Raw genomic sequence first — 25064 nt, 5'->3', positions numbered from 1 at the left:
GTCACGCAGCGCCGGCGCCAGCCGGTGCCAGCAAAAAGGCCGGCCCCGTTTCGGGAGCCGGCCTTTTTTGTTGCCTGCCTTCCGCCTACCGGCCAGCCTGCGCCACCGCGACGCAGTGGTCGACGATCTCCTCCAGCGCCTCGCGGTAGAAGCCGATCAGCTTCTCCACCGTCGCCTCGTCGTACATCGCCCGGCTGAAAATCCAGCTCATCGAGAGCTGCCCTTCGTACACGTTGCCGGCGATCTCCAGCCAGTTGGCCAGCGGAGCCTCCTCGTCGTGGACCGGCCCCGGATGCTCCACTGCCGGCTTGAACATCGCATCGTCCCCGCCCAGGCTGCGGTCGAACTGACCCAGGTAGTTGAAGGTGATGCGCGCCTGTGCCGGACCCAGCGAGGCACCCTGCGGCCGCAGGTGCTTGAGCACGCCATGCCCGATGCCGCGACGCGGCACATCCATGCGCTGCTGCTTCGTCGAGAGAATCAGCGACTCGACCGGCGAACTGCCCTCGCGCAGCCGCACCGGATAGACACTCGTGAACCAGCCCAGCGTGCGGCTCAGGTCGAGCCCTGCGGCATCGGCCTCGCGCCCGTGGCCTTCCAGCTGGACCAGCGTCTGCGACTCGCCGCTCCAGCGCCAGACCGTCCTCGACAGCGCCGCCAGCAGCAGATCGTCGATGGACGTGCCGTACGCCGAGGGCGCCACGCGCAACAGCTGGGCCGTGCGTTCGCTGTCCAGGCGCATGCGCTGCGTCAGCGCGTCGCGATCGACCAGCGCGTCGATCGGCCGGTCCCTCGGAATGTCGACCACCGGCTGCAGCTGCGTCTGCCAGTAGGCAAGTTCATCGTCCAGTTCCGTCCCCTGCGCCAGGGCCTGGAGATGCTCGGCCCAGGCCTTGAAGGAGGCCGTCTTGCCGGGCAGCTGCACCGCGCGGCCTTCGCTGAGTTGCCCGTAGACCGCCTGCAGGTCTTCCAGCAGCACGCGCCACGACACGCCGTCGACCACCAGGTGATGCACCACCAGCAGCAACCGCGCACTGCCGTCGGCATGGCGCATGTGCACCACGCGCCACGCCGGCCCCTTGGACAAATCGAGGCTGCGCTGCGCCGCGTCCGCCACCAGGCTGATCTCCTGCGCATCGGCGACCTCGCGGCTCCACAGCAGGTCGCGCGGCTCCGCTTGCGCGCTGTAGCGCTGCCGCCAGCGTCCGTTGGCCTGCTGTTCGAAACGCAGTCGCAGCGCGTCGTGATGTGCTGCCAGGGCGTCGAGCGCCTGCAGCAGCAACGATTCGTCCAGCGGCTTCGCCGCCTCCAGCATCAGCGCCTGGTTGAAGTGATGGCGCCGCGGAATGGGCGTGTCGAAGAACCAGGCCTGGATCGGAATGAGCGGCAGCGTGCCCTGCGCCTCGACCACGGCCTGTGCCGGCTCTGTCGGCTGCACGAGCGCGGCATCGGCAAGCTGCTCCACCAGCGCCTCGATGGTCGGATGGCGCATCAGGTCGCGCAGGCGCAGCTGGAACCCCAGATCGGCCTGCCGCACCTTGGAGATCACCTGCAGGCTCAGGATCGAGTCGCCACCCAGCTCGAAGAAGTTGTCCGAGATGCCCACCGACTCCACGCCCAGCACCTCGGCCCAGATGGCGGCGAGCCTGCGCTCCCTGTCGTTGCGCGGCGCCTTGATTTCGCGCTGCGCGTCCACACCCGGCTCGGGCAACGCGTGGCGGTCCAGCTTGCCGCTGATCAGCCGCGGCAGCGCATCCAGCACGATCAGGTGCGCGGGCACCATGTGCTCCGGCAGGCGCCGGCGCAACTGCTGCAGGGCTTGCTGCGACAGCTGCGCGCGCGGCCCGCTCGGCATGGGCACGATGTAGCCGACGAGCTGTCGGCCCGAGGGCCCTTCGTGCAGCTGCACCGCGGCCTCCAGCACGTCCGGAACCTCGCGCAGCTGCGCTTCGATCTCGCCCAGTTCGATGCGGAAGCCGCGGATCTTCACCTGCTGGTCGGCGCGCCCGATGTAGGCGATGTTTCCGTCCTCGCGCCACCGCACCAGGTCGCCGGTGCGGTACAGGCGGCCGCCGCTGCCCGTGTTGTCGAAGGGGTCGGCGACGAAGCGCTCCGCCGTCAGTGCGCTGCGCCCCAGATAGCCGCGCGCCAGGCCGTAGCCGCCGATATAGAGCTCGCCGACGCTGCCGCGCGCAACCGGCCGCAGCTGCGCATCGAGCACATGGACCGTGCGTTCGCCCACCGGCCGCCCGATGGGCGCATAGGCCTCATCGAAGCCACGGTCCGCGCTGGTCTTCCAGATCAGCGGCGTGACCACGGTTTCCGTCGGCCCGTAGCCGTTGATGAGCGTGCGCGGCCGCAGCGACTGGCGCACCTTGTCGTAGGCGGCCCGGGGCATCGCCTCGCCGCCGAACACGTACAGCTCCACCGGAGGTGCCTCGCCCAGCGCCTGCGCCCAGTCGGCCAGCTGGCTCAGGTAGGCCGGCGGGAAAGCCGCGTTGGTCACGCCGTAGCGATACAGCGCGTCGCAGGTCTGCTCCGCCGTCCACAGCTCGTTGTCGCGCAGCGCCAGGCTCGCGCCCACGGTGAGCGCCGTCAGCCAGCGCTCATGGGCCCCGTCGAACGAGAAGGACATGAAGTGCAGCTCGCAGGAGCGCGCCACCATGCCGTAGATCTCCGCCGTGGCCTGGCAGTGCATGCTGAGCGGCCCGTGCGACACCGCCACGCCCTTGGGCTGGCCCGTCGAGCCGGAGGTGTAGATCACGTAGGCCAGCTGGTCCTGATGAACCGCGACCTCCGGATCGTGAGCGGGCCAGCCGGCCAGCTCCGCTTCGTCCAGCACCAGCGTGTCGGCCATCGAGGGCAGGCGCGGCAGCACGGCGCGCTGCGTGAGCATCAGCCGCGCACCGCTGTCCTTGCACATGAAATGCAGGCGGTCCTGCGGATAGTCCGGGTCGAGCGGCAGGTACGCGGCGCCGGCCTTGAGCACGGCGAGCAGCGCGACGATGGTCTCCAGCGAACGCTGCAGCGACACCGCAACGACCGCATTGCCACGCACGCCGCGCTCGATCAGCGCGTGCGCCAGGCGATTCGCGCGTGCATTGAGATCCGCATAGCTCAGCTCGGCATCGCCCATCAGCAGCGCGATCGCCTCGGGCTGCAGGCGCGCCTGCTGCTCGATGAGCTGGTGCACCGGCGTGCGCAGGAAACCGTGGCGCCCGCTGCGGCCCAGGCGCGTGATCTCGGACTGCTGCGCCGAGGTCAGCGTGTCGAGGTCGCGCAGCGCCTGCGAGCTGTCCTGGCTCATCCTGTCCATCAGGCCGAAGAGCTGCTGCGAGAGGGCCTGCACGTCCGCTTCCTTGAATCGCTCGCGCAGATACTTGAGCTTGATCGTCAGCACCTCGCCCAAGTGGACTTCCACGTCCATCGGATAGTGGGTGACGTCGACCGACTCGGCCTGCTCGAACTTCAGGCCCTGGTCCGCGCGGCCGGCGAGCGTCTGGTCGATCGGGTAGTTCTCGAACACGACGATGCTGTCGAACAGCCCCTGTCCGCCGCCCTGCCCGGCCCAGCGCTGGATCTCGTGCAGCGGTGTGTACTCGTGCTCGCGCGAGGCCAGGTTCTGCGCCTGCAGTTCGCGCAGCCAGTCCCCCAGCCGCTGCGCCGGCGCGGCGTCGACGACCACGGGCAGCGTGTTGATGAAGAGGCCCAGCATCCGGTCGGCCCCCACCAGCCCCGCGGGCCGGCCCGCCACCGTGGCGCCGAAGACGACCGTTTGCTGCGCGGCGTAGCGCGACAGCAGCAGCGACCATGCGCCCTGCACGAGCGTGTTCAGCGTCACGCGCTCGCGGCGGGCGAAGGCCTGCAGGGCCTGCGTGCCTGCCGCATCCAGCGCGGCACCGACTTCGCCATGGCCCTCGCCGTTGGCTGGCGGCTCGAGAGCCGTGCCGAGCAGCGTCGGCGCATCGATCTTCTGCAGCCGGCCGCGCCAGTAGGCCTCGCCCTCCTTCGCCGGACGCGCGGCCAGCCAGGCGATGTAATCGCGATAGCTGCACGCCGGCTCTTCCGTCGCCACGCCGTCGTAGGCCTGCAGCACCTCGCCGAACAGGCGAGACATGCTCCAGCCGTCCAGCAGCAGGTGGTGACAGCTCCAGATGAAGCGATGGCGCTGGTCGTCGATGCGGATCGCGGCAAGCCGCATCAGCGGCGGCGCCGACAGGTCGAAAGCGGCCTGCTGCTCCAGTGCCAGCGCCTCGATCGCCTGCGCCTGGTCGGCTCGCCCGCGCCAGTCGTGCACGGCCATCGGCAGTTCCACCGACCTGGCCACCCACTGAAGCGGAGGCTGGGCCATGCTCAGGAAGCCCGTGCGCAGCACGTCATGGCGTTGCACCACCTGCTGCCACGCACTCCTGAAGCGCTGCACCTCCAGCCCCTGCACGTCGATGCGCAGCTGCGTCACGTACGCCGTGCCGCCCCCGTCGTACACACTGTGGAACAGCATGCCCTGCTGCATCGGCGACAGCGGATACAGGTCCTGCACCTTCTGCGCCTCCGATGGCAGTACATCCAGCAAGGCATCCAGCTGCGCCTGCGTCAGCGCCGCCAGCGCGAAGTCCGAGGGCGTCACGCCCGAGGCTCCACCGGTGCAGTGCGCCACCAGCGCCTGCAGCTCCTCGCGCAGCCGGTGCGTCCACGCCCGCACGTCCTCTTCCCGATGCCGCTCGCGCCCGTAGCTCACCGCCAGGCTCAGCTCTCCCTCGTACACCCGCGCGTTGATCGCGAACTCGTGCGCCTGCGGCGCATCCCCTCCCATCGCCTGGCCACCGCCTTGCGCCGCCGGGCGCCACAGCGCCTGCTCGTCGAAGCTGCCGTCGAACTGCCCCAGGTAGTTGAAGACCACCTGCGCCCTGGGCAGCGCCTCGATGGCCTGGCGCTGCGCATCGCTGCCCAGGTGCTGGAACACGCCGTGCCCCAGCCCCTTGTTGGGCACCTGGCGCAGCTGCTCCTTCACGCGCTTGAGCGCATCGCCGATCTCGCCCTGCGGCGCCAGCGCCACCGGGTACACGCTGGTGAACCAGCCCACGGTGCGGCTGAGGTCCATGCCCTCGAAGATGTCCTCGCGCCCGTGGCCTTCGAGGTCGACGAGCACGCTGGCCTGGCCGCTCCAGCCGCACAGGGCGCGCGCCAGCGCGGTCAGCAGCAGGTCGTTGACCTGGGTGCGGTAGGCGGCTGGGGCGTCCTTGAGCAGGCGCTGGGTGGTGGCTGCGTCCAGGGTGACGTTCACGCTGGCCTGATCGCTCGCGCGGCGGCTGCCCTGGGGGTTGGCGCATGGCAAGGAGGCCGTCTCTGCATGGCCCAGGGCCTGCTGCCAGTAGGCCAGCTCGCCGGCATTGGCCTGTGCGTAGCCTTGCAGGGCCTGCGCCCAGTCGCGGTAGCTGCTGCTGCGCGCGGGCAGCTCGGCGCTTCGGCCCGCGAGGCTGGCGCGGTAGGCTGCCTGCAGATCCTCCAGCAGGATGCGCCAGGACACGCCGTCGACCACCAGGTGGTGGATGGCTAGCAGCAGCAGCCAGCGGCCGTCTTCGACTTCGATGAGCAGCGCCCGCATCAAGGGGCCTCGCTCCAGGTCGAGGCTGCGCTGGGCTTCGTCGCACAGCGCCTCGATGCCGGCTTCGTCCTTCGCGCGGCGCACCCACAGCAGTTCCTGCAGTTGCGCTTCGGGAACGGGTTCGTAGCGCTGGGTCCACTGGCCCTGCGCCTGCTGGCTGTAGCGCAGCCGCAGGCCGTCGTGGTGCTGCACCAGCGCGCCCAGCGCCTGGCGCAGCGCCTTCATGTCCAGCGGCTCGCGGCTTTGCAGCAGCACCGACTGGTTCCAGTGGTGGCGCGCCGCCATCTCCATGCCGAAGAACTCGGCCTGGATCGGCAGCAGTGGCACTTCGCCTTCGGCCGGCCCGCGCACCTGCGCTGCGACCGCCTCCTGGTCCAGCGCCTGCACCACGCCGGCGAGCTGGGCGATGCTCTGGCGTTCGAACATCTGCCTCGGGGTGAGTTGCCAGCCCGCGCGACGCGCCTGCGCGACGATCTGCAGGCTGAGGATGGAGTCGCCTCCGAGTTCGAAGAAGTTGTCGTGGCGCCCCACCTGCTGCAGCCCCAGCACCTGGGCCCACACCTGCGCCAGCGCCTGCTCCACTTCGCCCTGCGGCGCCTCGTAGTCGTGCGCCGCGGCGTACCCAGGCTCCGGCAGCGCCTTGCGGTCGACCTTGCCGTTGGCGTTCAGCGGCAGTGCCTCCAGCACCACGAGGGCACCGGGCACCATGTACTCCGGCAGCACCGCGCCGAGCTGTTCGCGCAAGGCCGCCGCCTCCAGCGCCGGCTGGCCTTCGTGGCCGCAGACGTAGCCCACCAGGCGGGCTCCGCTGGGGCCCTCCTGCGCCACCACCACCGCCTCGCGCACGCCCGGCTGCGCCAGCAGCTGCGCCTCGATCTCGCCGAGCTCGATGCGGAAGCCCCGCACCTTGACCTGGTGGTCCAGCCGCCCGAGATACTCCAGCTGGCCGTCCTCGCGCCAGCGAACCAGGTCGCCCGTGCGGTACAGCCGCCCGCCGGCCTCATCGAACGGGTCCGCCACGAAGCGCTGGGCCGTCAGGCCGCTTCTGTTCAGGTAGCCGCGCGCAAGGCCCGCGCCCGACACAAACAACTCACCGGTGCATCCCACCGGCACCCGATGCAGGTCGGGGTCGAGCACATGCATGCCGAGGTCCGGAATGTTCACGCCGACCGGGCTGCGCGGCACCTCGAGATCGAGCGCCGTGATGGGCCGGTAGGTCACGTGGACAGTGGTCTCCGTGATGCCGTACATGTTGATCAGCCGCGGCTGCGCATCGCCGAAACGTTCGATCCAAGGACGCAGGCTCTGCGGCTCCAGCGCCTCGCCGCCGAAGATCACATGCTTCAGCGACAGGCCGCCTTCCTCGTAGAGTCCGCGTGCCGTCATCAGCTGACGGAAAGCCGAGGGCGTCTGGTTCAGCACCGTGACCCGCTGCTCGCGCAGCAGGGCCAGGAAGTCGTCTGGCGAGCGGCTGATCCAGAAAGGAACGACCACGAGCCGGCCGCCATGGCACAGCGCACCGAAGATTTCCCAGACCGAGAAGTCGAAGGCATACGAGTGGAACAGGGTCCACACGTCGTCCGCGCCGAAATGGAACCAGTCCTGCGTCGAGCCCAGCAGCCGCACCACCTGGCGATGGCACAGCTGGGCGCCCTTGGGCTTGCCGGTCGAACCGGAGGTATAGATGACGTAGGCCAGCTGGTCCGCGTGCTGCGCGACGGCCGGATCGTGATCGGGCACCGACTGCAGCTCGAGCGTGTCCAGCACCAGGACCTGCACGCCCGGTCCGCTGGGCGGCAGGACGGGCTGCACCTCGCTGTGCGTCAGCAGCAGCGCGATGCCGCTGTCTTGCATCATGTGGGCCAGGCGATCGGACGGATAGGCCGGGTCCAGCGGCACATAGGCTGCGCCGGCCTTCAGGATGGCCAGAAGGGCCACCACCATCTCGATGCCGCGCTCCACCGCCAGGCCAACGCGGGCCTCCGGCCGTACGCCGAGTTCGATGAGCAGATGCGCCAGGCGGTTCGCGCGTGCATTGAGCTCCGCATAGCCGAGCCTGTGTTCGCCGAAGACCAGCGCCACGGCCTGCGGACGCGCGCGGGCCTGCTGCTCGAAGAGGCCGTGCAGCGAAGCATCGCGCGGCACGGCCGGCTGCTCGCGTTCGGCTCCCCAGGACTGCAAGGTCTGGAGCGTCGCCGGATCGACCAGCTCGAGTCGATCCAGGCACCCGGCCTTCGCATCGACCAGCTGCAGCAACAGGTGCCGCATGCGGTCGGCGATGGCACTTGCCGTCTGCTCGCCGAAGCTGTCGCGCATGAAGCCGAACTGCAGCCCCAGCGTGTCGGCCTGGCGCACGACCAGGGTCATCGGGTAGTTGCTCTCCTCGCTGTGCGCGATCTCGCCGAAGCTCAGGCCGCCGGGCGAGCTCGCCTTCAGCGCCTGATCGACCGGGTAGTTCTCGAACACGACGATGCTGTCGAACAGCCCCTGGCCGCCGCCCTGCCCGGCCCAGCGCTGGATCTCGTGCAGCGGCGTGTGCTCGTGCTCGCGCGAGGCCAGGTTCTGCGCCTGCAACGCGCGCAGCCAGTCGCCCACGGGCCGGCCGGCTTCGATGCCGACGATCATCGGCAGGGTGTTGATGAACAGGCCCAGCACCTGGTCGGCACCGCGCAGTTCGGCCGGGCGACCGGCTACCGTGACGCCGAAGCTCACGGTGCGCTGGCCGGAGTGACGGGCCAGCAGCAGCGCCCAGGCCGCCTGCACCAGCGTGTTCACCGTGATGCGCTCGGCCCGCGCGAAGGCTTGGAGGCGTTGGGTTTCCGAAGTGTCCAGGGTGCGGATGCAGCGGCCGTGCCCCGGCTGCGCTTGCGCCGGCCTGGGCAGCACCTGGCTCAGGTGCGTCGGCGTATCGAGGCGAGCGAGCTGGCCGCGCCAGTAGGCCTCGTGGGCCACGGCATCCTGTGCCTGCAGCCACTCGATGTAGTCGCGATAGCGGCCGGCCTGCGGCGGCAGGGCAGCTCCTGCGTAGGCGCTCAGCACTTCGCCCATCAGCCGCGACAGGCTCCAGCCGTCGAGCAGCAGGTGGTGGGCGGTCCAGACCAGATGGTGGCTGTCCTGCCCGGTACGGATCGCGAGCAGCCTGGCCAGGGGCGGCTGAACGAGGTCGAAGCCGCGCGCGAGATCTTCGCTCGCCCAGTCGTCCAGCGACTGGCGCAGGTTCGGCTCGGCGCGCGCATCGCGCTCCAGCCAGGGTGTTTCCACCGACCTGGCCACCCACTGAAGCGGAGGCTGGGCCATGCTTAGGAAGCCCGTGCGCAGCACGTCGTGGCGTTGCACCACCTGCTGCCACGCCCCCCTGAAGCGCTGCACCTCCAGCCCCTGCACGTCGATGCGCAGCTGCGTCACGTACGCCGTGCCGCCCCCGTCGTACTCGCTGTGGAACAGCATGCCCTGCTGCATCGGCGACAGCGGATACAGGTCCTGCACCTTCTGCGCCTCCGATGGCAGTACATCCAGCAAGGCATCCAGCTGCGCCTGCGTCAGCGCCGCCAGCGCGAAGTCCGAGGGCGTCACGCCCGAGGCTCCACCGGTGCAGTGCGCCACCAGCGCCTGCAGCTCCTCGCGCAGCCGGTGCGTCCACGCCCGCACGTCCTCTTCCCGATGCCGCTCGCGCCCGTAGCTCACCGCCAGGCTCAGCTCTCCCTCGTACACCCGCGCGTTGATCGCGAACTCGTGCGCCTGCGGCGCATCCCCTCCCATCGCCTGGCCACCGCCTTGCGCCGCCGGGCGCCACAGCGCCTGCTCGTCGAAGCTGCCGTCGAACTGCCCCAGGTAGTTGAAGACCACCTGCGCCCTGGGCAGCGCCTCGATGGCCTGGCGCTGCGCATCGCTGCCCAGGTGCTGGAACACGCCGTGCCCCAGCCCCTTGTTGGGCACCTGGCGCAGCTGCTCCTTCACGCGCTTGAGCGCATCGCCGATCTCGCCCTGCGGCGCCAGCGCCACCGGGTACACGCTGGTGAACCAGCCCACGGTGCGGCTGAGGTCCATGCCCTCGAAGATGTCCTCGCGCCCGTGGCCTTCGAGGTCGACGAGCACGCTGGCCTGGCCGCTCCAGCCGCACAGGGCGCGCGCCAGCGCGGTCAGCAGCAGGTCGTTGACCTGGGTGCGGTAGGCGGCTGGGGCGTCCTTGAGCAGGCGCTGGGTGGTGGCTGCGTCCAGGGTGACGTTCACGCTGGCCTGATCGCTCGCGCGGCGGCTGCCCTGGGGGTTGGCGCATGGCAAGGAGGCCGTCTCTGCATGGCCCAGGGCCTGCTGCCAGTAGGCCAGCTCGCCGGCATTGGCCTGTGCGTAGCCTTGCAGGGCCTGCGCCCAGTCGCGGTAGCTGCTGCTGCGCGCGGGCAGCTCGGCGCTTCGGCCCGCGAGGCTGGCGCGGTAGGCTGCCTGCAGATCCTCCAGCAGGATGCGCCAGGACACGCCGTCGACCACCAGGTGGTGGATGGCTAGCAGCAGCAGCCAGCGGCCGTCTTCGACTTCGATGAGCAGCGCCCGCATCAAGGGGCCTCGCTCCAGGTCGAGGCTGCGCTGGGCTTCGTCGCACAGCGCCTCGATGCCGGCTTCGTCCTTCGCGCGGCGCACCCACAGCAGTTCCTGCAGTTGCGCTTCGGGAACGGGTTCGTAGCGCTGGGTCCACTGGCCCTGCGCCTGCTGGCTGTAGCGCAGCCGCAGGCCGTCGTGGTGCTGCACCAGCGCGCCCAGCGCCTGGCGCAGCGCCTTCATGTCCAGCGGCTCGCGGCTTTGCAGCAGCACCGACTGGTTCCAGTGGTGGCGCGCCGCCATCTCCATGCCGAAGAACTCGGCCTGGATCGGCAGCAGTGGCACTTCGCCTTCGGCCGGCCCGCGCACCTGCGCTGCGACCGCCTCCTGGTCCAGCGCCTGCACCACGCCGGCGAGCTGGGCGATGCTCTGGCGTTCGAACATCTGCCTCGGGGTGAGTTGCCAGCCCGCGCGACGCGCCTGCGCGACGATCTGCAGGCTGAGGATGGAGTCGCCTCCGAGTTCGAAGAAGTTGTCGTGGCGCCCCACCTGCTGCAGCCCCAGCACCTGGGCCCACACCTGCGCCAGCGCCTGCTCCACTTCGCCCTGCGGCGCCTCGTAGTCGTGCGCCGCGGCGTACCCAGGCTCCGGCAGCGCCTTGCGGTCGACCTTGCCGTTGGCGTTCAGCGGCAGTGCCTCCAGCACCACGAGGGCACCGGGCACCATGTACTCCGGCAGCACCGCGCCGAGCTGTTCGCGCAAGGCCGCCGCCTCCAGCGCCGGCTGGCCTTCGTGGCCGCAGACGTAGCCCACCAGGCGGGCTCCGCTGGGGCCCTCCTGCGCCACCACCACCGCCTCGCGCACGCCCGGCTGCGCCAGCAGCTGCGCCTCGATCTCGCCGAGCTCGATGCGGAAGCCCCGCACCTTGACCTGGTGGTCCAGCCGCCCGAGATACTCCAGCTGGCCGTCCTCGCGCCAGCGAACCAGGTCGCCCGTGCGGTACAGCCGCCCGCCGGCCTCATCGAACGGGTCCGCCACGAAGCGCTGCGCCGTCAGGCCACTCCTGTTCAGGTAGCCGCGCGCAAGGCCGGCTCCGCCCAGATACAGCTCGCCCGCCATGCCGGCCGGCACCAGATTCAGGTCGCCATCGAGCACCACTGCCGTGCGATCACCCACCGGCGAGCCGATCGGCATGTAGGCCGCATCGAAGCCCTCGCCCGCATGCGCCTTGGCGATGGTCGGCGTGATCACTGTCTCGGTCGGCCCGTAGCCGTTGATGATCCGCGGCGGCCGCAGGTTCGACATCACGCGGTCGAAGGCGGCGCGAGAAGTCGCTTCGCCGCCCACGGTGTAGGAGCGCAGCGAAGGCACGCGCCCCTCTTCGCCCATGCCCTCGGCCAGCTGCTGCAGATAGCTGGGCGTGAAGCAGGCGATGGTGATGCCATGACGGCTCATCTCCTCATGGCTGCGTTCCACCGACCACAGTTCCTCGTCGCGCGGCATCAGCGCCGAGCCGAAGGCCAGGGGCGTCCAGATGCGCTCGTGCGCGCCGTCGAAATTGATGGACGCGAACTGCAGCTCGCGGTCCTGCGGCGTCATGCCGTAGACCTTGCCGATGGCCAGGATGTGCATGCCCAGCGGCCCGTGCGCGACGGCGACGCCCTTGGGCTGTCCGGTCGAGCCCGAGGTGTAGATGACGTAGGCCAGGTGTTCGCCGCTCAGCGCGACGTCGGGGCTGTCTTCGCGACCTGTTTCCAGCGCCTGTGCATCGAGCAGCAGCGTGGGGATTTCGCGCATCGCGGCCGGCAGGCGCCCGCGCACATGGGCCTGCGTGAGCAGCATGCAGATGCCGCTGTCGGCTGCCATGAATTCCAGCCGCTCCGCGGGATAGCCGGGGTCGAGCGGCACATAGGCGCCGCCCGCCTTGAGCACGCCGAGCAATGCCACCACCATCTCGATGGAGCGCTCCACCGCCAGGCCCACCCGGCTTTCCGGCCGCACGCCCAGCGCGATCAGCCGATGGGCCAGCCGGTTGGCACGCGCATCGAGCTCGGCATAGCTGAGTTCGGCGTCGCCCATGATCAGGGCCGTGGCCTCAGGACGCACGCGCGCCTGCCTTTCGACCAGCCGGTGCACGAAGGCTTCTTCCTGCCCCTGTTCGGCGGAGTTCCACTCTCCCGTTCCCCAGCGCTGCAACTGCAGGCGCTCGGCTTCGTCGAGCAATTCGACCTCGCGCAAGGTCTTGCCAGGGTGGCTCACCAGATGCTGCAGCATCGCGACGAAATGCGTCGCCAGCCGCTCGACGGTCTGAGGTTCGAACACCGCCTTGGCGTAGGTGAAGACGAAGCCGAAGCCACCGTCGGATTCCTCCAGCGTGTCGAGCGCCAGTTCGAAGGGTGCCGTCTGCTCGTCGATCTCATAGGGCTCCAGCGCGAGCCCGGGCAGTTGCCCCAGCGCGCCCAAGTTCTGCTGCTGGTGGTTGAAAATCACCTGGAACAGCGGTGGCTGGCCAAGGCTGCGCTGCGGCGCGAGCGCATCGACCAGCTGTTCGAAGGGCAGGTCCTGATGAGCCTGCGCGTCCAGCGCCGCCTGGCGTGCCTGCGCGAGGAGCTGGGCCAGCGTCGTGTGGCCTTCCACCGTGTTGCGCAGCACCTGCGTGTTGACGAACAGGCCCACCACGCCGGCAACCTCGGTCCGGTCGCGGTTGGCGACCGGCACGCCGAGGCGGATGTCGGTCTGGCCGCTGTAGCGGTGCAGCAGGCCCTGGAACGCTGCCATCAGCAGCATGAAGGGCGTGGCCTTTTGCGCGGTGGCGCTGCGCCGCAGTTCGCGCGCCAGCGCCTCGGGCAAGGCGGCACGGTGGCGGGCCACGCGATACGGTCCCTGCGCGGGGCGCGGATGGTCGCCCGGCAGCTGCAGCAGAGGTTGCGCGCCGCCGAGCTGCGCCTTCCAGTAATCGAGCTGCCGGTCGCGCTCCCCCGCATCGAGCCAGTTGCGCTGCCATGCGGCGTAGTCGGCATAGCTCAGCGTCGGCGTGGCAGGCTCCGGTGCGGTGCCCATGGCGTGCGCGTGATAGAGCTGACCGAATTCGTCGATGAGGATCTGCATCGACCAGCCGTCGGCCACGATGTGATGCAGCACCATGACCAGGATCTGCTCGTCGTCGGCCAGACGGATCAGGCCCACGCGCAGCAGCGGGCCGGCGGCCAGGTCGAAGGCTTCGCCGGCCATGCGGCTTGCCTCCTCCTGCGCCCGGCCGTCGCGCGACTGCCCAGGCTCGGCGCGCAGGTCGACCTGGCGCAGATCGGGCATCGACCCGGCATGCACGACCTGCTCGGCCACGCCTTCGGCGCTGGCGCGGAAAGTGGTCCGCAGCGATTCATGCCGCGCCACCAGCGCGGCCAGGCTGGCTTCCAGGGCCTGCTGGTCGAGCCGCCCCTTCAGCCTCAGCGCGGCCGTGATGTGATGCGCCGCGCTGGCGGGCTCCATCTGCCACACGAACCACTGCCGGGCCTGCGCGTACGACAGCGGCAGCACCGCCCCCCTGGGCCGCGGCACGATGGGAAGCCGGCCGAAGTCGATGCCCTGCTGCCGCAACGCCGCGATGAATTCCTTCTGCTTTTCCGGCGGCAGCTCGGCAAAGCGTTGTGCGATCAATGTGCTGCGTGCGTTCACTTAGGCTCCCAGACTTTCCAACAATGCATCCATGCGATCCAGCTCCGAGCCATCCTGCTCGGCGTGCGCGGCCTGTGCGCGGCCTTCCGCCGCCAGGACTTCGGCACAGGCCGCGAGGCTCGGGCATTCGAAATAGCGCTGCAGCGGCAGGTCGACGCCCAGACGCGCCTTGACCAGCTGCCGCAACTTCAAGGCGGCCAGCGAATGGCCTCCGAGCTCGAAGAAGTTGTCGTGGCGCCCCACCTGCTGCAGCCCCAGCACCTGGGCCCACACCTGCGCCAGCGCCTGCTCCACTTCGCCCTGCGGCGCCTCGTAGTCGTGCGCCGCGGCGTACCCAGGCTCCGGCAGCGCCTTGCGGTCGACCTTGCCGTTGGCGTTCAGCGGCAGTGCCTCCAGCACCACGAGGGCACCGGGCACCATGTACTCCGGCAGCACCGCGCCGAGCTGTTCGCGCAGCACCGCTGCCTCCAGCGCCGGCTGGCCTTCGTGGCCGCAGACGTAGCCCACCAGGCGGGCTCCGCTGGGGCCCTCCTGCGCCACCACCACCGCCTCGCGCACGCCCGGCTGCGCCAGCAGCTGCGCCTCGATCTCGCCGAGCTCGATGCGGAAGCCCCGCACCTTGACCTGGTGGTCCAGCCGGCCGAGGTATTCCAGCTGGCCGTCCTCGCGCCAGCGAACCAGGTCGCCCGTGCGGTACAGCCGCCCGCCGGCCTCATCGAACGGGTCCGCCACGAAGCGCTGGGCCGTCATGTCGCTGCGATTCAGATAACCGCGCGCAAGCACCTCCGCGCCCACATACAGCTCGCCGATCGCGCCCAACGGCGCTTTGCGCAGGCTGCCGTCCAGCACCAGCAGGCGCGCGCTGGAAGCCGGCCGCCCGATGGGCGGCAGCCCCTCGCCGTCGGCGAGCTCGACGACGAACTCGCTGACCACGTGGGTCTCGGTGGGGCCGTACTGGTTGAGCAGGCGACACTGCGGCTCGCGCTGCAGCCAGGCGATCAACGCGGGCGTGAGCTTGAGCTGCTCGCCCGCCGTGACGATCTCCTTCAGTGCCGGCAGCCGCGTGCCCTGGGCCAGGGAGGCTTCGGCAAGATGCTGCAGCACGGAGAAGGTCAGGAACACGCGCTCCACCGACTGCTCGCGCATCAGCGCCTCGAGTTCGACCATGTCGAGCCGCTGCGCCTCGGTGCTCTGCACCAGGCAGCCGCCAGAGGCCAGGCCGCTGAGCATTTCCTGGAACGCCACGTCGAAGCACGGCGATGCGTACAGCAGGGTGCGACGCGAGCCGGGAATGCACGCCAGCTGCCAGGCTATCAGCCGCGCCACCGCTTCGTGCCGCATCGCCACGCCCTTGGGACGCCCGGTGGAGCCCGAGGTGTACAGCACGTACGCCAGGTGGTCTCCATGGAGCGGCACGACCGGGTTGTCCCCGGACTCGCCGCTCACGTCGTCCGTGTCGAAGGACAGCAGGCGCACGCCGGGCCGGGACGGAATCCGCGCCGCGAGGGCATCGCGGGTCAGCACCCAGGCTACGCCGCTGTCTTCCACCATGTAGGCCAGGCGATCGGACGGGAAGGACGGGTCCAGCGGCACATAGGCCGCACCCGCCTTCAGCACAGCCAGCAAGCCCACCACCGTTTCGACGGAACGGTCGACCGCGATCGCCACCCGGTCCTCCGGCCTCACGCCGAGCCGGATCAGGCGATGCGCCCACTGGTTGGCCAGCCGGTTCAGGGCCGCATGGCTGAGCCGCCGCTCGCCGGCGACCAGCGCCGGAGCCTCGGGATTCAGCCTTGCCTGGCGCTCGACCAGCCGGTGGACAGGCTCCGGCGAATGTGCCCCGAAGTCGCCGCGCTCGAAGCGCGCCAGTTGCTCCAGCTCACACGGTTCGATCAGCGGCAGCTGCGCCAGCGGGCGCTCGCCGCTGTCCTCGGCCAGGGCCAGCAGCAGTGCTCGCAGCTGGCTCGCGAGGCGCTCGATGGTCGCCTCGTCGCACAACTCCTGCGCGTAGAGCCAGTCCAGTTGCAGCGTGTCGCCCTGATGGACCAGCAGGCTCAGCGGATAGGAGGTGTCTGCCTGCGTGCGCACCGGCCCGAACACCAGTCCGGCCGGCGAAGCCTCCTTCAGCACCTGGTCGACCGGGTAGTTCTCGAACACCATCAGGCTGTCGAACAGGCCCTGCCCCGCGCCGCCCGCCCAGGCCTGGATTTCATGCAGCGGCGTGTGCTCGTGCTCGCGCGCAGCCACCTGGCTGGCCTGCAGTTCGCGCAGCCACTCGCCCACGGGCTGCCCGGGTCGCAGCGGCACGACCACCGGCAAGGTGTTGATGAACAGCCCGAGCATCTGCTCGGCACCGCGCAGATCGGCAGGACGGGTGGCGGCGGTGGCGCCGAACACGACGGTGCCCTGGCCCGTATGGCTGCCCAGCAGCAGCGCCCATGCGGCCTGCATCAGCGTGTTGAAAGTCACCCGTTCGCGCCGCGCGGCCTGTTGCAGGCGCTGCGTGGCAGAGGCATCGAGCAGGCTGCGATGGCGCGCCTTGCCCGTCTTTGCAAGGGCAGGAGGGCGCAGTGCGGACAGCAGCCGCGTCGGTGCGTCCAGCGTACCCATGGTCGCGCGCCAGTAGCGCTCGCCGGCCTGCGGATCGCGCGCGCCCAGCCAGGCGATGTAGTCGCGGTAGCGCCCCGGCGCCTGGGACGGTGGCTGCCCGCCGTAGCGGTGCAGCACCTCGGCCATCAGTTGCGCGGCGCTCCAGCCGTCCAGCAGAAGATGGTGATGCGTCCAGATCAGGTGATGACGGCGCTCGCCGGTGCGCGCCAGCAGCAGCCGCATCAGCGGCGGCCGCGAGAGATCGAAGCCCTGCTCCTGCTGCTCGCGGGCCAGCACCTGCAGCGCCGCACCGAGGTCGGTGCGCTCGCGCAGGTCGTGCTCGATCCAGGGCATTGCCGTGCCCGCGCTGGCGGCCACCCATTGCAGCGGCGCTTCGCCATGCACGAGGAAGCCGCTGCGCAGGATCTCGCTGCGCTGCAGGGCCGCCTCCCAGGCAGCGCGAAGGCGTGCCGGATCGAGGTTCTCCACATCCACCGCGAGCTGGTTGACATAGCTGCCGTCCTGCGGTTCGAGCAGGCCGTGGAACAGCATGCCCTGCTGCATCGGAGACAGCGGATACAGATCCTCCAGCTCGGCGACCGCCACCGGCAAGGCATCGAGTTGCGACTGGCCGAGGCCGGCCAGCGGAAAGTCCGATGGCGTCACGCCGCGTGCGCCCGCAGTGCAATGCGCGATGAGCGCATGGAGTTCGTCCTCGAAGCGCTTCACCCACCCCTGCACCGTGTGCCGCTCATGCCGCGCACGGCTGTAGCTCACGGTGATGGTGAGTTCTCCGCCCGACACCTGGCCGTTGACCGTGAACTCGTGCAGCAGCGGTGCCGCTTCACCCATCGACGCCCCCGGACTCTCTTCGGCCTGCCGCCAGGGCGAGCCGGCGTCGAAGCCGCTGTCGATCTGCCCCAGGTAGTTGAAGACGAGCTGCGGCGCCGGCAAGGCCCTCAGGGCCTGGCGCTGCGCTTCACTGCCGAGGTGCTTCAGCGCACCATGGCCAAGCCCCTTGAGAGGAATGCCTCGCAGGCTTTCCTTCATCCGCCTGAGCGCCTCGCCCGGCTCGCCCGAGGTATCGAGCAGCACCGGGAACAGGCTGGTGAACCAGCCCGTGGTGCGCGACAGGTCGACGCCACCGGGCAGGTCCTCGCGGCCGTGGCCCTCCAGCATGACCTGCAGCCGCTCGTGTCCGCTCCAGGCGCACAGCGCCCGGCCCAAAGCCGTGAGCAGCACGTCGTTGACCTGCGTGCGATAGGCCGCCGGCGCCTCCTTGAGCAGCGCGTGCGTGCTGGCCCGGTCGAGGCGCAGCTCGATGCTGTCGCGCTCGGCCTGCGTGCTCGCGCCCTCGGGATGCTCGCAGGGCAACACCACGGGCACTTCGGCCAGCGTGCGCCAATAGGCAAGCTCCCCGTCGCCGGATGCGGCGGCGTACTCCTGAAGGGCCAATGCCCAATCCCTGACGCTGCCGGTCCTGGCGGGCAGCGCGACGGTCTCGCCCGCGCGCAATCGCGCATAGGCTTGCCCCAGGTCCTCGAGCAGGATGCGCCACGACACGCCATCGATGACAAGGTGATGTGCCGCGAGCAGCAGGCGCCATGAGCCGTCGCCGAGCTTGATGGCCAGCGGGCGCAGCAAGGGCCCGCGCTCCAGGTCAAGACTGCGCTGTGCTTCGTCGCACAGTGCCTCGACCGCGGCCGCGTCTTTCGCCTCGCGCACCCACAGCAGCTCCTGGTGCCAGCCTGCCGGCAGCGACTCGTAGGCCTGCCGCCACACATCCGCAGCATCCTTGCGGAATCGCAGCCTGAAGGCGTCGTGATGTTCCATGGCAGCCACCAGCGCCCCCTCGAGCGCGGGCAGGTCCAGCGGCTCGCGGCTTTGCAGCAGCAGGGACTGGTTCCAATGATGACGCTCGGGCATCGCCGTCTCAAAGAACTCGGCCTGGAGCGGCAGCAGCGGCACCGCGCCGTTCTCCACGCTGTCCTTCGCGCCGTGCCCGGTCGACGGCGAAGCCGCGGCATCCACCGCTTCGGCCACCTCCGCGAGTTCCGCGATGGTCTGGCGATCGAACATCTGTCTTGGCGTGAGCTTCCATCCGGCCGTGCGCAGGCGCGCCACGATCTGCAGGCTCAGGATGGAATCGCCGCCGAGGGCGAAGAAGTTGTCGCGCCGCCCCACCCGCTGCACGCGCAGCAGTTCGGACCAGATCGCGGCCAGCGCCTGCTCGACCACGCCGCAAGGTGCTTCATAGGCGTCGGTCGCGACCGACTCGGGCTCCGGCAGCGCCTTGCGGTCGATCTTGCCGTTGGCATTGAGCGGCAGCGTGTCCAGCACGAGCAGCGCGCCGGGCACCATGTAGTCCGGCAGCGCGGCGGCAAGGCGCTCGCGCAGCACTGCTGCATTCAGCGCCTCGCCTGTTCGCGCCGAAACATAGCCCACCAGCCGCATGCCAGCGGGACCGGCTGCCGCCACCACCACCGCCTCGCGCACCCCCGGCTGCGTCAGCAGCTGCGCCTCGATCTCCCCCAGCTCGATGCGCAAGCCCCGGATCTTCACCTGATGGTCGATGCGCCCCAGGTATTCAAGTTCGCCGTCTTCCCTCCAGCGCACCAGGTCGCCCGTGCGGTACAGCCGCTCTCCGGCGCCGCCGAACGGATCGGCGACGAAACGCTCGGCGCTCAGGCCTGCCTTGTCCAGGTAGCCCCGCGCCAGGCCGATGCCGCCGAGGTACAGCTCCCCCGGCAACCCCTGGGCCACGAGGTTCAGGCCATCGTCGAGCACGTAGGTCTTCGTGCCCGCGATCGGGCGGCCGATGGCGACGTGGTTGCGCCCGTCGGGCCTGCACGTCCAGTGCGTGACGTCGATGGCCGCTTCCGTGGGGCCGTACAGGTTGTACAGGCCCGCGCCGGGCAGCCGCTCGAACACCCTGGCCTGCGCCTCTGCCGGCAGGGCCTCGCCGCTGCACACGATGCGCGTCAGGCTGGTGCAGGCCTCGATGCCCTCATGGGCCACGAAGGCCTGCAGCATGGAGGGCACGAAGTGGATGGTGCTGACCTGGTGCTGGCGGATCAGCTCGACGAGCTTCGCCGGCTCGCGATGGTCGCCCGGCCGGGCGACGACGAGCCGCGCGCCCTGCATCAGCGGCCAGAAGAATTCCCACACCGACACGTCGAAGCTGAAGGGGGTCTTCTGCAGCACGGTGTCGGCTTCGCCCAGCGAATAGGCGTCCTGCATCCACGCGAGGCGGTTGTACAGCGACAGGTGCCGGTTGGCCGCGCCCTTGGGCCGGCCGGTGGAGCCGGAGGTGTAGATGACGTAGGCGAGGTGTTCGCCGTGCAGGGGCACGCCGGGGTCCACGCTCGGGCCTTCCTCGAGGTCGAGCCGGTCCAGCTCGATGCTCTGCACGCCCTCGCGAAGCGGAATGCCCGGCACGACGTGGCTCTGGGTGAGCAGCAGCGCGACGCCGCTGTCCTCGAGCATGTAGGCGATGCGGTCGCTGGGGTATTCAGGGTCGATGGGCACGTAGGCGCCGCCGGCCTTGAGGATGGCCAGCAGGCCCACCACCATCTCGATGCTGCGCTCGACGGCGATGCCGGCCTTGGTGTCGGGCTTCACACCCAGCGCGATCAGGCGGTGCGCGAGGCGGTTCGCCTTCGCGTCGAGTTGGGCGTAGCTCAGCGAGACATCGCCGAAGACCAGCGCCACCGCGCCCGGGGTGCGTTGCGCCTGCCTGCCGATCAGCCTGTGCACCGGCTCCGTGTAGTCGCGGTGCGGCAGGCCGGCGCTCTGGCGCATCAGTCCGGCGCGTTCTTCCTCGCCCGTCAGCACGAGATTCGCGAGCACGCAGTCAGGGTCGGATGCCAGCGTCTGCAGCACGCGCTGGTAGCTGTCGACCAGCCGCTGCGCGGTGCGCGCCTCGAACAGGTCGGTGTTGTATTCGAGCCGGCCGCGCACGCCCTGCGGGTCGATGTAGAAGTCCAGCGACAGGTCGAACTTGGCGCCCGCGTCGTCGAACTCTTCCAGCTCGGCCTGCACGCCCTCGAAATCGAGCGCCACGGCCTCGCCGGACATCTGCACGCCGAACATCACCTGGAACAGCGGGCTGCGTGCCGGGTCGCGCCGGTCCTTGCGGTTCGCGAGCAGCACTTCGAAGGGCAGGTCGGCGTTGTCCAGCGCGGCCAGCGCATCGGCGCGCACCTGGCGGCAGACCTCGCGCAGGCTCTGCCTCGGCGAGAGCCGCGCGCGGAACACCTGGGTGGTCACGAAGAAGCCCAGCAGCTCGCTCACTTCCTCGTGGTGCCGGCCGGCGTTGGGCACACCGACGGCGAAGTCGCCCTGCCCGCTCAGGCGCGACAGCAGCACCTGCCATGCCGCGAGCAGCGCGACGAAGGGCGTGCATTTCTCGGCGCGGCAGAATTTCTGCACCGCCAGTGCCAGCGCCGGCGGCAGCTCGAAGCCCAGCGCGGTGCCGGCGAATGTCTTCTGCGCGGGACGCGTGCGGTCGGTCGGCAGGTCAAGCGACGGAACCTCGGGGCCGAGATGCCGATTCCAGTGGTCAAGCTGGCGCGCCAGAGCGCCGCCCTGCACGCTCGCGCGCTGCCACACGGCGTAGTCGGCGTACTGCACGGGCAGCGGCGGCAATGCGACGGCAGCACCGCCGCTGCGCAGCGCGAGCCGGTAGGCCCGCGCCAGGTCGCCGGCGAGGATCGGGTTCGACCACGCATCGGAGACCACGTGATGCAGGCACACGGCCAGCACATGGCGCCGGTCGCCCAGCTTCACCAGCCGCGCGACCAGCGCGGGCGCGGCGCCCAGGTCGAACACATGCGCCGCGGTGCGGCGCACGGCCTCGTCCAGCGGCTGCTTCTGCGCTTCGGGCGAAAGCGCCGAGAGATCGATGCGCTCCAGCGCGAAGGGCGCGGATGTAAGAACCCGCTGCATCGGCACGCCGTCCTGCTCGAAGAAGGCGGTGCGCAGGATGGCGTGGCGCGCGATCAGCGCCTGGAACGCGCGCTCCAGCGCATCGGCGTCGAGCGCGCCGCCCAGGCGGAAGACGCGCGGCAGGTTGTAGGCCGTGAGGCCGGGTTCGAGCTTCTGCAGGAAGCACAGCTGCTCCTGCGCGTAGGAAAGCGCGACGGCGTCGCCGTCGCGAACCGTGCTGACGATACCGATGCTCATGCAGCCTCGCTTGCTTCTGCCGTCGCCTCTTCGGACTGCCGAAGAGCCTGCGCCCGCTGCTCGAGCCCCTCGGCATCGCTGCTGGCCTCGCGCAGCACCGCGGCGAGCGCGGCCGGCGTCGGGTGGTCGAACACCGCGCCCGCGGCGATCTCCACCTGCAACTGCTTGCGGATGCGCGCCACCAGCTTGATGACCTGCAGCGAATGGCCACCGAGTTCGAAGAAGTCTTCATCCGCGCCGATGGGGCCGCTGCCCAGCAGCGAGGCCATGCCGCCGGCCAGCACGGCTTCGAGCGCGTCGCGCGGGTCGGTGCGCACGCGGCGATCGGCCGCGGCGGGTTCCTTCGCCGCCAGCGCGGCCAGCGCAAGACGGTCGATCTTTCCGTTGGGCAGGCGCTCGAAGGCATCCACCGCCTTGAAGCCGGCCGGCACCATGTGCGCGGGCAGTAGCGCGGCAAGTTGCTCGCGCAATGCGCGACCATCGAGCGCCGTATCGTCTGCAACGAAAAAGGCACTCAGCGTTGTAGCTCCAGCTGCGTCCTGCACCGCCAGCACCACCGCCTGCCGCACGCCCGGCTGCGCCAACAGCACCGCCTCGACCTCGGCGGGCTCCACACGGAAGCCTTGAATCTTTACCTGATGGTCCGCGCGCCCCGCAAGGCGGATGCCGCCTTCGGGCAGCACGCGCGCCAGGTCGCCGGTGCGGTAGAGCCGCTCGCCCGGGTTGAACGGGTCGGCGACGAAGGCCTCGCCCAGTTCCCTGTTCAGGTAGCCGCGGCACAGCTGAGCACCGCCGACGTAGAGCTCGCCCATGCCGCCCGCCGGCACGAGGCGCAGCGAAGCATCGAGCACATGCACGCGGTTGTTGGCCAGCACCTGAGTCAAAGGCAGTTGCGCCGGCAGTTGCCCGCCCGCGGGCATGGCATGCACCATCACGCCGACCGTGGTCTCGGTCGGCCCGTAGTGGTTGTAGATGGCGCACTGCGGCGCGAGCCGCGCGATGCGCTCGACCAGCGCGCGCGGCGCGGCCTCTCCGCCCAGCACCAGCGTGCGCGGCAGGCGGGGCGCCTCGCATTCGAGCAGCGCCTCCAGGTGCGAGGGCACGATCTTGATCGCGTCGATGGCGTGCGTGGCCATGAAGCGGGCGAAGGCTTCCGCGTCCCTGGCTTCGTCCTCGCCCGCGACGACGAGGCATGCGCCGTTGAAGAAGGCGCCGAAAAGCGCGGTGTTGCCCAGGTCGGCCACCACCGAGCTCGTGAGCGCCCAGCGGCGGCATTCATCGAGCTTCATCGCGGCCGAGGCGGCTGCCACGTAGTTCAGCAGCTGGCCCTGCTCGATGGCGACGCCCTTGGGCTTGCCGGTGGAGCCGGAGGTGTAGAGCACATAGGCCAGGTCCTGCGGCGCGATGCGGTGCGCCTGGGCCTCGCCGGGCAGGCCGTCGAGCGCGGCGGGCAGCGCATCGAGCACCAGCGCGGGCTGCGCGTCGGCAAGCACGGCGGCGCGGCGCGCCTCGGGCCAGCCGGGCTCCAGCGGCAGGTAGGCTGCGCCCGCGCGCCAGGCGGCGAACATCGCCACCGGCAGGTCGAGCGACCGCGGCAGGTTGAGCGCGACGATGGCGCCCGGCTTCACGCCCTGCGCGACGAGCCAGTGCGCAAGGCGATTGACGCGGGCATCCAGCTCGCGGTAGCTCAGTCGTTGACCACCGCCTTCGAGCGCGGGGGCCTCGGGCGTCGTCTTCGCCCAGTGCGCGATGCGATCGGCCACGGTCTGCGTGCCCAAATCGATGCGCACATCGTTCTGCGCGAGCAGCAGCGCCTGCTCCTTAGCGCCGACCAGCGGCAGCGAGCCCGCAGGCGCATCGGGCCGAGCGACCACGGCGTCGAGCAGGGTGGCGAACTGCATCAGCAGCCGCTGGAGCGCGGCGCGGCTGTAGCGGGCCGCGTCGGCGTGCAGCGACAGCACCGTGCCTTCGGCACTCCATGCAGCCTGCAGCGCAAGCTCGAAGCACTGCATCGGACCGGGCAGGCCGGCCAGCGTCCATTGCGTGCCGGTGCCGGTGCCATGGCGGCGGCTCGCCTCGTGCGAGGCGAAACCGACGACGGTGTGTGCGGCAAGCGGCGGCGTATCGACGGGCCAGTATTCCTGCACGTCGACGTGCGCGGCCATGGTGCCCTGCAGCCGGGCGATCCAGCTCGCGAAGGATTCGTCGTCCACGTCGACCAGGATGGGCAGCACCTTGTCGAACAGGCCGACCGCGCCCTGCATCGGCTCGTAGTCGCGCCGGCAATCGTGCTGCCAGCCGCCGACGAAGCGGCCCGCGCCGCCGTCCAGCCGCGCGAGCAACAGCCACCACACGCCCTGCAGCAGGGCCTCGGGCTCGAGGCCGAGCGCATCCGCGCGTTTGGCCACGCCGGCCGAGAGCGCCGCATCGATGGCAGCGCCGGCCTCGTGGCGCGTCGTTGACGCTCCGGCGCCATCGAGCCGCGCATGCAGGCGCGGCGGTGCGAGCGTGGCGGCGTGCGCCGCGAAGCGCTGCCAGTAGGCGCAGCCCTCCGCGGCGTCCTCGCCTTCGACCAGGTCCTGCCGCCATTCGACGAAGCGCGCGTACTGGAAGATGTCTTCCGGATCGATGTTGCCCTCGCCCAGATAGGCCATGGCGATCTGGTCGAAGAGGTTCCGCAGGCTCTCGCGGTCGGCGGCCAGCGGGTTCACCGACAGCGCGAGCGTGTGCCGCGCCTCCCCCGTGCGTACGAGGCCGGCGCTGGCGAGTTCACCGCGCTCCATGGCCAGCGGCTCGCGATTGATGGCGTCGAGCCATGCGGCGACCGCCTCGCCGGAGGCGTCGGGCATGTCGGCGGACTGCCACTTCAGCGGCGGCATTTCGTCGTGGTACTGCAGCCGCAGGCCCCGGTAGCCGGGCACCTGCCGGATGGACGCGCACAGCGCGCCGTGCGCGCGCAGCACGCTCTCCACCGCGATGCGCAGGCGAGCGATGTCCAGCGGGCCCTCGATGCCGGCCAGCATCGGCAGGCGGGGCGCGCCGGCGGGCACGAGGCGCTGCTCGGGGCTGAGCGCGAAGGTGGTTTCGGCGTTGTCAGTCGTCACGGTTGTCACGCTCATGCCCCCTGCTCGTCGGCCATGCGGGCGTCCGTCGCCGCCTGCGCAGCGCCTGCCAGCGCGGCGCGGTCGAACATCGCGCCCATCGCCACCACGATCTTGCGCGGCCCTTCGTACGGGTCGCGCGCATGGGCCGCGAGCATGTTGTCGAGCATGACGATGTCGCCCTGCTGCCAGTCGAAGCGCACCGCGCATTCCTCGTAGACGCGGCCGACCACGGCCATGGTCTCGTCGGCGATGGGCGAGCCGTCGCCATAGGTCACGTTGCGCGGCAGGCGGTCGATGCCGCCCATGGCCAGCAGGTCCTCGCGCACCTGCGCCTCCAGGCAGGCCACGTGGTGCAGTTGGATCTGGTTGAAGAA

Annotated in this window: 4 protein-coding genes (1 of these 4 cut by a window edge); all 4 read right to left on the bottom strand. The window is 70.4% G+C overall.

The features are described 5' to 3' along the window. Positions 1-85: 85 nt before the first annotated feature. Tightly spaced (each overlapping or abutting the next), the 4 genes in view from ACAM57_RS09530 to ACAM57_RS09515 form a layout consistent with a single transcriptional unit that may run on beyond the window. The gene (locus ACAM57_RS09530) at positions 86-13813 is read right to left on the bottom strand and encodes a non-ribosomal peptide synthase/polyketide synthase (protein WP_369661478.1); all 13728 of its coding nucleotides are present in this window, start codon (positions 13811-13813) and stop codon (positions 86-88) included. Next, positions 13814-21586, bottom strand: coding sequence for an amino acid adenylation domain-containing protein (locus ACAM57_RS09525; protein WP_369661477.1), 7773 nt, complete (start codon positions 21584-21586; stop codon positions 13814-13816). It lies immediately after the preceding gene. Further along, entirely contained in the window at positions 21583-24705 is a 3123-nt protein-coding gene (locus ACAM57_RS09520; RefSeq protein WP_369661476.1) for an amino acid adenylation domain-containing protein, read from the bottom strand. Before ACAM57_RS09520 ends, ACAM57_RS09525 begins: the two co-directional genes overlap by 4 nt. Then, a protein-coding gene (locus ACAM57_RS09515; RefSeq protein WP_369661475.1) for an SDR family NAD(P)-dependent oxidoreductase crosses the window boundary here: on the bottom strand, positions 24702-25064 show its end. 6726 nt of this gene lie beyond the right edge of the window; 363 of the gene's 7089 nt are visible here — the last part of the coding sequence; its start codon lies off the right edge, out of view; its stop codon occupies positions 24702-24704. Before ACAM57_RS09515 ends, ACAM57_RS09520 begins: the two co-directional genes overlap by 4 nt.

This window comes from Variovorax sp. V15 (assembly GCF_041154425.1).
Lineage (GTDB): Bacteria > Pseudomonadota > Gammaproteobacteria > Burkholderiales > Burkholderiaceae_C > Variovorax > Variovorax guangxiensis.
Note: the sequence above shows the minus strand (reverse complement) of the source record. Positions and strands in the feature narration are given on the sequence as shown.

Coding starts and splice junctions, on each gene's coding strand:
- ACAM57_RS09520 (WP_369661476.1), bottom strand. CDS start 24,705: ATGAGCGTGACAACCGTGACGACTGACAACGCCGAAACCACCTTCGCG.
- ACAM57_RS09525 (WP_369661477.1), bottom strand. CDS start 21,586: ATGAGCATCGGTATCGTCAGCACGGTTCGCGACGGCGACGCCGTCGCG.